This is a genomic window from Hydrogenophaga sp. UC242_50 (assembly GCF_042697355.1).
Classification (GTDB): Bacteria; Pseudomonadota; Gammaproteobacteria; order Burkholderiales; family Burkholderiaceae_C; genus Hydrogenophaga.
The window spans coordinates 3,384,712-3,397,172 of record NZ_CP170553.1 but is presented as its reverse complement, the minus strand read 5'-3'; the positions used below and the strand labels follow the sequence as shown (position 1 = coordinate 3,397,172).

Sequence of the window (12,461 nt, the reverse complement as noted above, 5' to 3'; positions counted from 1 at the left end):
GCGCGCGCAGTTGCAGAACCTGGATCTCCGCGCTCACCCAGCGCCGGTCTTCCGGTGCGAGCCGCTGCAGCCAGTGGATCTGGGCCAATTCTTCGGGAGAGGCGGACCGGCGTCGGGGCGGAGAAACGGGGGCGGGCATGTCGAGTGGGTGGACATCGAAAGGTGAAGAAGCCCTCCACGGTAGGTCAGCCTCGGGTGGTTTTTTGTCCGTCCCATCACAATTCTCGGGTCTTCCCTAGGTGGATGTCGGCGCGACGGCTCGGGCTCAGTGCTCCACGGTCAGGTCAACGAGCTTTTGCGCGTCCAGGACGCGCAGCGTGCGGTACTCCGCCCGGAGCACCCCTCGGCTTTCCAGCCGCGCAAGCGCCCGGTTGACACGCTGGCGTGAGATGCCGATCAGGTTGGAGAGGTCCTGCTGCGTGATCGACAGCACGTTGCCTGCGGAGGGAAACAGCACCGGGTTGCGGAGCCAGAGCAGGCTGCAGGCCAGGCGCTGCTCGTCGTCGACCATGCGTTCGATTTCCCGGGCCGCGATGAATTGCGCCAGGCGCTCATTGAGTTGCCCCATGGCATGGCGGTTGAAGGCAATCGAACGCCGCGCCAGCAGGTGGAAGTCGGCCGCGGCCAGGCTGCGCCACCACGCTTTTGCGCAGGGCCTGCACGCTGAACATGAACGCGTGGCCTTTGAGCAAAGTGCCTTCGCCGAACCAGCCGCCCGCTGGGATGCCGCTGAACATGAGGTGATCCTCGTCGCCATGCGGGTGCTCCACCCGCAGCATGCCTTCAAGCACGCCCCTCCAGTGGGTGGATGGATCGCCCGCCCGCACCACGAAGCGACCGGCCTCCCATTCGCGCACCCGCAAACGGGGCACCACCCACGCACGGTCCTCGCCCGAGAGCACGGCCACCCAGGGAATGCGGTCGAGCTCGCGCCCCGTGGCCGGCCGTTCGTTTTCTGCTTCTGCACACATCCGGGCAATGGTAATTCGCGCGAGGCATTAGGTGACTTCCCTAGGAATGGTGTGTCACGGACAAACTGGGCGAGAGACCCTCCCTAGCATCGGCCCAGCTCAAAACGACCCCTTGAAGGAACCGATCGATGGGAAACACCTTTCCGCTGATGCTGCTGCACCATGCGCTTGAGCGCGGCGATGCGCCGGCCATGCGCGAGAAGGAATACGGCATCTGGCAGACCACGACCTGGGCCGAACTGGCCCGACTCGTGGAGCACATCGCCTGCGGCCTGTATTGCGCGGGCCTGCGGCGGGGTGAACACCTGGCGCTGGTCAGTGGCAACCGCCCTTTCCTCTACGCCACCATGCTGGCCGCGCAGTCGCTGGGTGCCATCCCGGTGCCGCTGTACCAGGACGCGGTGCGCACCGAATGCGTCTTCCCGATCAACAACGCCGAGGTGCGCTTCTGCGTGGTGGAAGACCAGGAGCAGGTCGACAAGATGCTGGAGATCCGCGAGCGCTGCCCGCAGCTCAGCCACATCTACTACGACGACCCGCGCGGCCTGCGCAACTACGAGCACCCTGGCCTCGTGCCGCTGGTCTCGCTCATCAAGATCGGCCGGGCCTTTGCCCACAGCCACACCCAGTTCTTCCGCACCGAAATCGGCAAGACCCATGCCCACGACGTGGCCGCCATGTTCTTCACCAGCGGCACCACCGGCAACCCCAAGGGCGTGGTGCACACGCACCACACGCTGCTCAACCGGGCGCGGGCGGGCGCCCTCTTCGACAGCCTGACCGACCACGAGGAAGTTCTTGCCTACCTGCCTCCCGCCTGGATCGGCCAGAACATCTTCAGCTACGCGCAGTGGCTGGCCTGTGGCTACGTGGTGAACTGCCCGGAGTCGGCCTCCACGGTCACGATCGACCTCAAGGAAGTCGGCCCGACCTATTACTTCGCGCCGCCACGCATCTTCGAAGGCCTGCTCACCAGCGTGATGATCCGCATGGAAGACGCCGGCGCGATCAAGCGCGGCATGTTCCACCGCTTCATGGCGCTGGCCCGCCGCGTGGGCCCGGACCGCATGGACGGCAAACCGATCGGCCTGATCGACTCGATCAAGTACCGCCTGGGCGACTGGCTGGTCTACGGCCCGCTGCGCAACAACCTGGGCATGAGCCGCGTGCGCGTGGCCTACACCGCGGGCGAAGCCATCGGGCCCGACCTCTTCAGCTTCTACCGCTCCATCGGCATCAACATGAAGCAGCTCTACGGCTCCACCGAGACGGCCGTGTTCGTCTGCCTGCAGCCCGACCACGAGGCCCGCGCCGACACCGTGGGCGTGCCCTGCGAAGGGGTGGAGATCAGGCTCTCCGAGACCGGCGAGATCCTGGTCAAGTCCCCCGGCCTGCTCAAGGGCTACTACAAGAACCCGCAGGCCACGGCCGAGGTCCTGACGTCCGACGGCTGGTACCACACCAGCGACGCGGGCTTCATCGACGCCTCGGGGCACCTGAAGATCATCGACCGCGTCAAGGACGTGGGGCGGCTGAAGGGCGGCGCGCACGACGGCGCCATGTTCGCGCCCAAGTACGTGGAGAACAAGCTCAAGTTCTTCTCCCACATCAAGGAGGCCGTGGCCTACGGCGATCAGCGCGAGCGGGTCTGCGTGATGGTCAACATCGACTTCGAGGCGGTGGGCAACTGGGCCGAGCGGCGCAACCTGCCCTACGCCGGCTACACCGACCTGGCGCAGAAGCCCGAGGTGTACGAACTCATCCGCGAGTGCGTGGAGAAGGTCAACGCCGACCTCAGCCGCGACGAGCTGCTCGCGGGCAGCCAGATCAGCCGCTTCCTGGTGCTGCACAAGGAGCTGGACGCCGACGACGGCGAGCTCACCCGCACCAACAAGGTGCGCCGCGGGCTTCATCGCCGAGAAGTACGGCGTGCTGGTCGAGGCACTGTACGGCGGCAAGGCCGAGCAGTACATCCAGACGCAGGTGAAGTTCGAGGACGGGCGCACCGGCTCGGTCAGCGCCACGCTCAAGCTGAGCGACGCCAAGACCTTCACCCCCGTCAAGGCCGCAGCCTGAGCCGCCGCCCGAGCCCGAACACCCCACACCCGACCATGACACAGAAGAAGATCGGCGACGTCGTCCTCAACGTCCAGAACATCAGCCTGCGCTTTGGCGGCGTCAAGGCGCTGACCGACATCAGCTTTGACGTGCGCGAGCACGAGGTGCGCGCCATCATCGGGCCCAACGGCGCGGGCAAGAGCTCCATGCTCAACTGCATCAACGGGGTGTACCAGCCCCAGGAGGGCTCGATCAGCTTTCGCGGCCGCACCTTCAGGCACATGAACAGCCGCCAGGTGGCCGAGATGGGCATCGCGCGCACCTTCCAGAACCTGGCGCTCTTCAAGGGCATGAGCGTGATCGACAACCTCATGACCGGGCGCAACCTGCGCATCAGGAGCGGGCTGCTCGCGCAGGCCTTCCGCAACCCCTTCGGCATCGGCGGCGCTCAGAAGGAAGAAGAAGCGCACCGCGAGTTCGTCGAACACATCATCGACTTCCTGGAGATCCAGGCCTACCGCAAGACGCCGGTGGGGCAGCTGCCCTACGGGCTGCAGAAGCGCGTGGACCTGGGCCGAGCGCTGGCCATGGAGCCGCAGGTGCTGCTGCTGGACGAGCCGATGGCGGGCATGAACCTGGAGGAGAAGCAGGACATGAGCCGCTTCATCCTGGACGTGAACGACGAGTTCGGCACCACCATCGTGCTGATCGAGCACGACATGGGCGTGGTGATGGACATCTCCGACCGCGTGGTGGTGCTGGACTACGGCAAGAAGATCGGCGACGGCACCCCCGAAGAGGTCCGCCGCAACGAGGAGGTCATCAGCGCCTACCTCGGCACGAGTCACTGAACGAGAACGACACCATGGCATTTTTTCTTGAGACTCTCTTCGGCGGCCTGATGGTGGGCATGCTGTATTCCCTGGTCGCGCTGGGCTTCGTGCTGATCTTCAAGGCCTCGGGCGTCTTCAACTTCGCCCAGGGCGCCATGGTGCTCTTCGCCGCCCTGGCCATGGCCCGCTTCTCCGAGTGGATCCCCCTGTGGCTGGGCATCGAGAGCAAGTGGCTGGGCAATCTGTTGGCCTTCGCACCGTCGTGCTGCTGATGGTGGTCGTGGCGCAACTCATCGAGATGGGCGTCTTGCGCCATCTCGTCAACCAGGACGGCATCACCTTGCTGATGGCCACGCTCGGCATCAGCTACTTCCTGGATGGCCTGGCCCAGCTGGTGTTCGGCAGCAGCACCTACAAGATCGATGTCGGCATGCCCAAGGATCCGATCATCGTGCTCGAGAGCACCTTCCAGGGCGGGCTGTTGCTGAGCCTGGAAGACCTGTATGCCGCCGCCATTGCCGCCATGCTGGTGGCCTTGCTCACCCTGTTCTTCCAGAAGACGGGCACCGGCCGGGCCCTGCGCGCCGTGGCCGACGACCATCAGGCCGCGCAGTCCATCGGCATCCCGCTCAACCGCATCTGGGTCATCGTCTGGTCGGTGGGCGGCCTCGTGGCGCTGGTGGCCGGGATCATCTGGGGCTCCAAGCTCGGTGTGCAGTACTCCATCTCGCTGGTGGCGCTCAAGGCCTTGCCGGTGGTGATCCTGGGCGGCCTCACCTCCGTGCCCGGCGCCATCGTGGGCGGTTTGATCATCGGTGTGGGCGAGAAGCTCTCGGAGATCTACATCGGCCCCATGGTGGGTGGCGGGATCGAGAACTGGTTCGCCTACGTGCTGGCGCTGCTCTTCCTGCTGGTCCGCCCCCAGGGCCTCTTCGGCGACAAGATCATCGATCGCGTCTGACCCCTTCCCCCGACACACGCACAAGGACACGCACCATGTTTTACCGGGAGAACGGTCAGTTCAAGACCTCCTACCGCGCCGATCAGCAGATCTTCACGGTGGCACAGGACCGGCTCGCCATCGGTCTGCTCGCCGTGCTCGCTTTTGCTGGCCATCCCCCTGCTGGCCAGCGACTACGCCTTCCGCGCCGTGCTCATACCCTTCCTGATCCTCTCGCTCGCGGCCTTGGGCGTGAACATCCTGGTCGGTTACTGCGGCCAGATCTCGCTGGGCACGGGGGCCTTCATGGCGGTGGGGGCCTATGCGGCGTACAACCTCCAGGTCCGCATCGAAGGCCTGCCCCTGTTGCTCGCGCTGATCGGCGGTGGGCTGTGCGCCATGGCCCTGGGCATCGTGTTCGGCATCCCCAGCCTTCGCATCCGTGGCCTGTACCTGGCCGTGCGCAGCGCTGGCGGCCCAGTTCTTCGTGGACTGGTTCGTCAACCGCGCGGCCTGGGTCACCAACCACTCGACATCGGGACTGGTGAGCATCCGGTCCCTCGATTTTCTCGGCATGGCGCTGGACACGCCCGCCCGCAAGTACCTGCTCTGCCTCACGTTGCTGGTGGTGCTCGGCCTGATGGCCAAGAACCTGGTGCGCAGCGCCAAGGGCCGCGAGTGGATGGCGATCCGCGACATGGACGTGGCCGCCGCCGTCATCGGCATCCGGCCGGTGAGCGCCAAGCTCAGCGCGTTCGCGGTCAGCAGCTTCATCGTCGGTGTGGCCGGCGCGCTCTGGGGATTCGTCCATCTGGGGGCCTGGGAACCCGCGGCTTTCGGCATCGACAAGTCGTTCCAGCTGCTCTTCATGGTGATCATCGGCGGCCTGGGCTCCATCGTCGGCGCCCCCATGGGCGCGGCCTTCATCGTCCTGCTGCCGCTGGTCCTCGACCATGTGCCCCATTGGCTGGGATTGCCGATTTCCACCGGCACCGCCGCCTTCCTGGAACACATGATTTTTGGCGCGCTGATTGTCGTTTTCCTCATCGCCGAACCCCATGGGCTGGCCCGCCTGTGGTCGACCGCGCGCCAGAAGCTGCGGCTGTGGCCCTTTCCTCATTGACCGCGCAACGCCCTCGCCTTCTTCCGTTCCCCAACCCCTTGAACCTTTCAGGAGACCAGCCATGAAGACCCACACCCCTTCTTCGTTCGCCCGCGTCGCCGCCCTGGCGGCCATGAGTCTAACGTCCTTCTTGCCGCTCGCGGCAAGCGCACAGGCGTCCGAACAATTCATCCCATTGCTCGTCTACCGCACCGGCCAGTTCGCGCCGCTCGGCATCCCATGGGCCGACGGCAAGCAGGACTACCTCAAGCTGATCAACGCCCGCGATGGGGGTGTCAACGGCGTGAAACTCGTGTTCGAGGAGTGCGAAACCGCCTACGACGCGGCCAAAGGCGTGGAATGCTACGACCGCCTGAAGGCCAAGGGCTCCGGCGCTTCCGGCTTCGACCCTCAGTCCACCGGCATCACCTTCGCCGTCACGGACAAGGCCCTCACCGACAAAGTCGCCATCCAGACCATGGGCTACGGGCTCTCGCAATCGGTGGACGGCACGGTGTTCGAGTGGAACTTCCCTCTGCTGGGCACCTACTGGACGGCCACCGACATCATCCTGCAGGACATCGCCCGCAAGGAAAAAGGCAACCTCAAAGGCAAGAAGATCGCCCTGGTCTACCACGACTCGCCCTATGGCAAGGAGCCGATCCCGCTGCTGCAGAAGCTGGCCGCCCAGGACGGCTTCGACCTCTCCCTCTTCCCCGTCACGCCGCCCGGCGTCGAACAGAAGTCCGCCTGGCTGCAGATCCGCCAGCAGCGTCCCGATTACGTTCTGTTCTGGAGCGCGGGGGTCATGACGCCGGCCGGCATCCGCGAGGCCCAGGCCAGCGGGTTCCCACGCGACAAGTTGTATGGCGTCTGGTGGGCCGGCTCCGACCACGATGTCAAGGACATCGGCGAAGGCGCCAAGGGCTACAACGCCGTCACCATCCACAACAGCGCGGCACGGGACAAGGTCCACGATGAGCTCAAGAAACTCGTCTACGACAAGGGCATGGGCACCGCGAAGGACGATGGTGAGGTGGGCGTCATGGCGCACACGCGCGGCATGATGATCGCGATGCTTCAGGTCGAGGCCATCCGCGCCGCCCAGGAGAAGTTCGGCAAGGGCAAGACCATGACACCCGAGCAGGTGCGCTGGGGCTTTGAAAACCTGGATCTCACCGAGGCCAGGCTCAAGACGCTCGGCTTCGGCGAGATCATGCGGCCCGTCAAGACCTCTTGCAGCAACCACATGGGCGCCGCCTGGGGACGCATCGCCCAATGGGATGGCGCCAAGTGGGCCGTGAAATCCGACTGGTACGAAGCTCGCAAGGCCAATCTGGACCCCTTGGTGAAGGAGCACGCCGCCAAGTACGCCAAGGACAAGAACATCACGCCCCGCAGTTGCAACTGAACACCGCTTCAGCGACCAAGACATGCGCCCTTCCGACTCCACCCGCGCCGGGCCTCAGGCCACCGCATCCGTCGATGCGGTGGTGCTCAACGTCAACGGCATCGAGGTCATCTACAACCACGTCATCCTGGTGCTCAAGGGCGTCTCGCTGCAGGTGCCCCAGGGCCAGATCGCAGCCATCCTGGGCGGCAACGGCGCGGGCAAGACCACCACGCTGCGCGCCATCTCCAACCTGCTCAAGGGCGAGCGCGGCGAGGTCACCAAGGGCAGCATCGAGCTGCGCGGCGAGCGCATCGAGAACCTCTCGCCCGCCGACCTCGTGCAGCGCGGCGTGGTCCAGGTCATGGAGGGGCGCCACTGCTTCGCCCACCTCACCATCGAGGAGAACCTCATGACCGGCTCCTACACCCGCAAGAGCAAGGCCGAGGTCGCGGCCAACCTGGAGAAGGTCTACACCTACTTCCCGCGCCTGAAGACCCGGCGCACCAGCCAGGCCGCCTACACCTCGGGCGGCGAGCAGCAGATGTGCGCAATCGGCCGCGCCCTCATGACCAACCCCAGCGTGATGCTGCTCGACGAACCCTCCATGGGCCTGGCCCCGCAGATCGTCGAAGAGGTCTTCGAGATCGTCAAGGACCTCAACCAGAAGGAGAAGGTCACCTTCCTGCTGGCCGAGCAGAACACCAACATGGCGCTGAAGTACGCCGACTACGGCTACATCATGGAGAGCGGGCGCATCGTGATGGACGGCGTGGCCAGCGAGCTGCGCAACAACGAGGACGTCAAGGAGTTCTACCTCGGCATGGGCGGGGGCGAGCGCAAGTCCTTCAAGGACATCAAGAGCTACAAGCGGCGCAAGCGCTGGCTGGCGTAGGAGATACCACCATGAGCGAGCATTTCGATCACTTGGAGACCCGCTCGCAGGCCGAGCGGGAGGCCTATCTGATGAAGGCCTTGGCGCGGCAGGTCGAGCACGCCAGACGGCACACCACCGCCTATGCCGACATCCTCAAGGATGTCGACCCCGCGGCCATCAACACGCGCGAAGCGCTGGCGCAATTGCCCGTCACCCGAAAGCACGAACTGATCGCGCTGCAACGCCAAGGGCGCGCGCTGCATGGGGGCCCTTTTGGTGGCTTCTGCAGCATCGGCTACGGGCCCGGCATGTCCCGGGTCTTCGCCAGCCCGGGACCGATCTACGAACCCGAGGGCGAAGGCCGGGGCAGTTGGCGCGTCGCGCGCGCCATGCACGCCGCCGGTTTCCGGCGCGGCGACCTGATCCACAACGCCTTCAGCTACCACCTCACGCCCGCTGGCGCCATCATGGAGTCCAGCGCCATCAGCCTGGGCTGCACCGTGCTGCCCGCCGGCACCGGGCAGACAGAGCTGCAGGTGCAGACCATGGCCGATCTGGGGCCGCAGGCGTACGTGGGCACCCCGAGCTTCCTGAAGATCGTTCTGGAGCGGGCCGCCGACATGGGCGTGCCCCTGTCTTCGCTCAAGCGCGCCCTTTTCAGTGGCGAGGCCTGCTCGCAGAGCCTGCGGGGCTGGTTCCAGGAACAGGGCATTTCGGCCTTCCAGGCCTACGCCACGGCCGATCTGGGCCTGATCGCCTACGAGACCCAGGCGCTGGAGGGCATGGTGCTGGACGAAAACCTGGTTCTGGAAATCGTGCGGCCCGGCACCGGCGAGCCGGTGGCCGTGGGTGAAATCGGCGAGGTGGTCGTCACCACCTTCAACCCCACCTACCCGTTGATCCGCTTTGCCACGGGCGACCTGTCGGCCTTCCTGCCCGGCCAATGCCCCACCGGCAGGACCAATCTGCGCATCGAGGGCTGGCTGGGCCGCGCGGATCAGACCACCAAGGTGCGCGGCATGTTCGTGCACCCGACCCAGGTGGCATCGATCTCCGAGCGCTTTTCAGAGATACGGCGTGCCAAGCTGGTCGTCAGCGGCGAAATGGGCACGGACCACATGCTCTTCCAGGTCGAGGTGTCGAGACCTTCCGAAGAACTCGAGCAGCGCATCCAGGAGGCGATCCGCGAAGTCACCAAGCTGCGGGCCGAGGTGGCGCTGCTGGTGCCCGGAGCGCTTCCCGAGGACGGCAAGACCATCGAAGACCTGAGGCGCCACCGCTAGGGTCAGGCATGCGGCTCGGGCTGGCCCTCCGCACCGCCGCCTTGCCCGTCCATGCGCGCCCCCACGTGCACCTCGCCGCGCGCTTCGGCCAGCTCCACCTGGCGCTGGCGCTCCGCGAGGCGGGCTTTCTCTTCCGGGCTGCGCTGGTCGTGGCAATGGGCACAGCTCACGCCCTTGACGTAGTGGGGTGAGGCCTTTTCCTCGGGGCTCAGTGGCCAGCGGCACGAACGGCAGAGCTCGTGCGGGCCGGGCGCCAGGCCGTGGCCCACGCTCACGCGCTCGTCGAACACGAAGCAGTCGCCCTGCCAGGTGCTTTGCTCGGGCGGCACCTCTTCCAGGTACTTGAGGATGCCGCCTTCCAGGTGATAGACCTCGTCGAAGCCTCGCATCTTCATGAGGGCGGTCGACTTCTCGCAGCGGATCCCGCCGGTGCAGAACATCGCCACTTTGGGTTTCCTGCCCTCACCCTGCAAGGCCGGCTGGGCATCCAGCCAGGCCGGCAGTTCGGTGAAGGTCTTGATGTTCGGGTTGATCGCGCCCTGGAAGGTGCCGATGGCCACTTCGTAATCATTGCGCGTGTCGATCAGCACCACGTCCGGATCGGCCAGCAAGGCGTTCCAGTCCTGCGGTTTCACGTACTGGCCCACGGTCTGGTTCGGGTCCAGCCCGGGCACCCGCAGGGTGACGATCTCTTTCTTCAACCGCACCTTCATGCGGTGGAACGGCGGATGATCGCTCCAGGAGGTCTTGTGCGGCAACTGAGCCAGGCGCGGGTCGGCGCGCAGGTGGGCAAGCACCGCCAGCACCCCCTCTTCCGGCCCCGCGATGGTGCCGTTGATGCCTTCGCGCGCCAGCAGCAACGTGCCCTTGACGCCGTGGGCCTCGCAGCAGGCCAGAAGGGGTTCGCGCAGGTCGGCGTGGTCCGGCAGATCGACGAACTGGTACAGGGCGGCGGTGAGAAAGGCGGGCATGGGGGGATTATCCCGCGCCCTACAGCGGCTCGACGCGCGAGAGGTCGGGCTTCTCCAGCCACCGGGCGAACTCGTCGGCCAGCTGGCGCGCGGCGCTGGTGGCGCCGTTCCAGGCCTTCATGCGCGCCGGCAGGTCCTGCCCGTAGCGGCTGAAGTCGTCCCGGTCGGGCAGCTTGCTGTTGGGCAACTGCTTGACCCACTCCGGATCGGGCGCGATCACCAGCATGGTGTCCAGCGCCGGGCTGCTGCGGTGCCGGCCCTTCCAGGCCTTGTCGAGCCAGCCGGGCACCACGGCTTTCTGGAAGTGGGGGTACAGCACGATGGGCGATGCCGTCGGCGGCTGGTACTGCAGGTGCAGGTGGTAGTCGGTGAGACCGCCGTCCCAGTAGGTGCCCGGTGGCGCGCCCGCGATGTTGCGCACCGGGCGCAGCATGAAGGGAATCGAGCAGCTCGCCTGCAACGCGTCCATGAAGTTGTCGGCGAACATCGGTACCTGCCGCGTGCGGTAGTCGAGCGTGGCGAAAGGCAGCGGGCTCACCCCGCCCGAGCCGGACGGCACGGACGAGAACACCACCCGCTCCAGCCAGGCGCCCAACGCCTTGCGGTGCAGCGCATTGGCGGTGAAGGCGCCGAGGTAACCCAGCGGCGTGCGCAGGTGGCCTTCGTGCCGCAGCAGCAGGCGCCCCCGCGAGGTGACGATGTGCAGGCGGTAGCGGGGGTTGTGAAGGGCTTCCTCCACCCGTCCGCCGTAGAACAGCTGAAGGTTTTCACCGAAGCGCTGGCTGATCTGGCTGGCCGTGGGGCGCTTTTGCCCGGCGGGCAGGTCGTAGTGCTGGGCGATGTAGTCCCGCTCCAGCCGTTCGAAGGCTTCCACGGGGTTGTCCAGGCAGGCCGTGGCGATGCGCCAGGCGCCGATGGACGCACCGACCAGGTGCACGGCCTGATCGCTGCGCGGCAGCCACTCGCCGAACAGGAAACGATCGAGGGGGCCGAGGATCAGGCCCTTGGGGCCGCCCGCCGCCGCGGGGATGATGCCGACGTCGTGGGGACGCAGGCCATGTTGTTCGATATGCCGCCGGGCCGTGGGGCCGGCGTAGAGACGGAGCGCGGACATAGGGCTGCGATTGTCGCGCAGCCCCGGAGGTTCAAAAAGATCAGTTCGGTTCGGACGCCTCGGTGACTTCCGAATGGCGCGAAATCGACGGAATCTCTTCGGCCACCACGGTGTCGGGATCGATGCCGAGCACCAGCCCCACGGGATCCGGGTAGGTGTTGATCAGCAGCTCCGAGCGCATCTGCTGCTCTTCGGCGCGAGCGCGCCAGGAGCCGATGTGGATCACGCCGGCAATGGGCTCGTACACATCGTTGTCGAACGGCGCGGTCTGGTGGAGGATCGCGTTGATCATGCGCTTGGGGAAATGCCAGTCGCGCGCCAGCGCCGCGCCCACTTCGGCGTAGCTGTAGCCGAACAGGCCGCGCTCGGCCTTGGCGCGCTTGAGATCGAGCATGGGTACGCTGCGGTCGAGGTCGATCATGGCCTCGGGCATGCCCACGTGCATGACGAGTTCGCCGATGCCATGGATCAGGCCGGCCGTGAACGCGGTGTTCTCGTCCATCTTGATCGGCAGCGCGATGTAGCGCGAGAGGTTGGCCGTGTTGAGGCTGTAGCGCCAGAACTGATTGAGGTTGACCCCACCCACGGTGTGGAAGCCTTCGCCCAGCGAGGCGGCAATCACCAGCGCGCGCACCTTGATGAGGCCCAGCACATTGATCGCGTCGCGCGCATTGCACACCGAGCGGTGCAACCCGAAGAAGGCGGAATTGGCGGTCTTGAGCAGCTTGGCGGTCAGCACCGGATCGTCTTCGATCAACGAGGCCGCCAGCATGGCGTCGACATCTTCCTTGTCGAAGGTCTCGATCAGCTTGCGCACGACCTTGGGCGCAGACGGAAGTGCATTCGGTTGCTTGAGGAGCTTTTCGAGTTGCATGATGACCTGCCTTTGCTGAGACGTGACTGCAAGAAAGTTGTCCCTTTG

The 12,461-nt window shown here is 66.0% G+C and carries 9 protein-coding genes and 3 pseudogenes; 7 read left to right on the top strand and 5 right to left on the bottom strand.

Going from position 1 to position 12,461, the window contains the following annotated elements; genetic code table 11:
- Window positions 1–265: 265 nt before the first annotated feature.
- Entirely contained in the window at window positions 266–568 is a 303-nt protein-coding gene (locus tag ACFJGX_RS17400; protein ID WP_382326660.1) for a Crp/Fnr family transcriptional regulator, read from the bottom strand.
- The gene (locus tag ACFJGX_RS17395) at window positions 552–971 is read right to left on the bottom strand and encodes a Crp/Fnr family transcriptional regulator (protein WP_382326658.1); all 420 of its coding nucleotides are present in this window, start codon (window positions 969–971) and stop codon (window positions 552–554) included. The genes ACFJGX_RS17400 and ACFJGX_RS17395 overlap by 17 nt, the downstream gene beginning before the upstream one ends.
- A 128-nt stretch (window positions 972–1,099) precedes the next feature.
- Between ACFJGX_RS17395 and ACFJGX_RS17390 the strand changes: the two are divergent.
- From ACFJGX_RS17390 to ACFJGX_RS17360, 7 genes and pseudogenes are all read left to right on the top strand, one after another.
- Window positions 1,100–3,047 (top strand): annotated as a pseudogene (locus tag ACFJGX_RS17390) (AMP-dependent synthetase/ligase).
- 35 nt (window positions 3,048–3,082) lie between these two features.
- The gene (locus tag ACFJGX_RS17385; protein ID WP_382322018.1) at window positions 3,083–3,880 is read left to right on the top strand and encodes an ABC transporter ATP-binding protein; all 798 of its coding nucleotides are present in this window, start codon (window positions 3,083–3,085) and stop codon (window positions 3,878–3,880) included.
- A gap of 14 nt (window positions 3,881–3,894) precedes the next feature.
- A pseudogene (locus ACFJGX_RS17380) lies at window positions 3,895–4,823 on the top strand (branched-chain amino acid ABC transporter permease).
- 35 nt (window positions 4,824–4,858) lie between these two features.
- Window positions 4,859–5,925: pseudogene (locus ACFJGX_RS17375) on the top strand (branched-chain amino acid ABC transporter permease).
- Window positions 5,926–6,037: 112 nt separating this feature from the next.
- Window positions 6,038–7,315, top strand: a complete 1,278-nt coding sequence (locus ACFJGX_RS17370) for an ABC transporter substrate-binding protein (RefSeq protein WP_382325610.1) — start codon at window positions 6,038–6,040, stop codon at window positions 7,313–7,315.
- 22 nt (window positions 7,316–7,337) lie between these two features.
- Window positions 7,338–8,189 (top strand): ABC transporter ATP-binding protein, encoded by an 852-nt coding sequence (locus ACFJGX_RS17365; RefSeq protein WP_382324884.1) that lies wholly within the window; start codon window positions 7,338–7,340, stop codon window positions 8,187–8,189.
- An 11-nt stretch (window positions 8,190–8,200) separates the two neighbouring features.
- Window positions 8,201–9,454, top strand: coding sequence for a phenylacetate--CoA ligase family protein (locus ACFJGX_RS17360; RefSeq protein ID WP_382324886.1), 1,254 nt, complete (start codon window positions 8,201–8,203; stop codon window positions 9,452–9,454).
- A gap of 2 nt (window positions 9,455–9,456) precedes the next feature.
- Here ACFJGX_RS17360 and ACFJGX_RS17355 read toward each other — a convergent pair whose 3' ends face one another.
- From ACFJGX_RS17355 to ACFJGX_RS17345, 3 genes are read right to left on the bottom strand one after another with little or no spacing between them, the layout of a single operon-like run.
- A complete protein-coding gene (locus ACFJGX_RS17355; protein WP_382157845.1) occupies window positions 9,457–10,425 on the bottom strand; it encodes a rhodanese-related sulfurtransferase in 969 nt (322 codons plus the stop codon).
- Between the two features lie 19 nt (window positions 10,426–10,444).
- Window positions 10,445–11,539: a patatin-like phospholipase family protein gene (locus ACFJGX_RS17350; protein WP_382324888.1), complete on the bottom strand. Its 1,095-nt coding sequence runs from the start codon at window positions 11,537–11,539 to the stop codon at window positions 10,445–10,447.
- A gap of 40 nt (window positions 11,540–11,579) precedes the next feature.
- Window positions 11,580–12,413 (bottom strand): HDOD domain-containing protein, encoded by an 834-nt coding sequence (locus ACFJGX_RS17345; protein ID WP_382324890.1) that lies wholly within the window; start codon window positions 12,411–12,413, stop codon window positions 11,580–11,582.
- Window positions 12,414–12,461 lie beyond the last annotated feature (48 nt).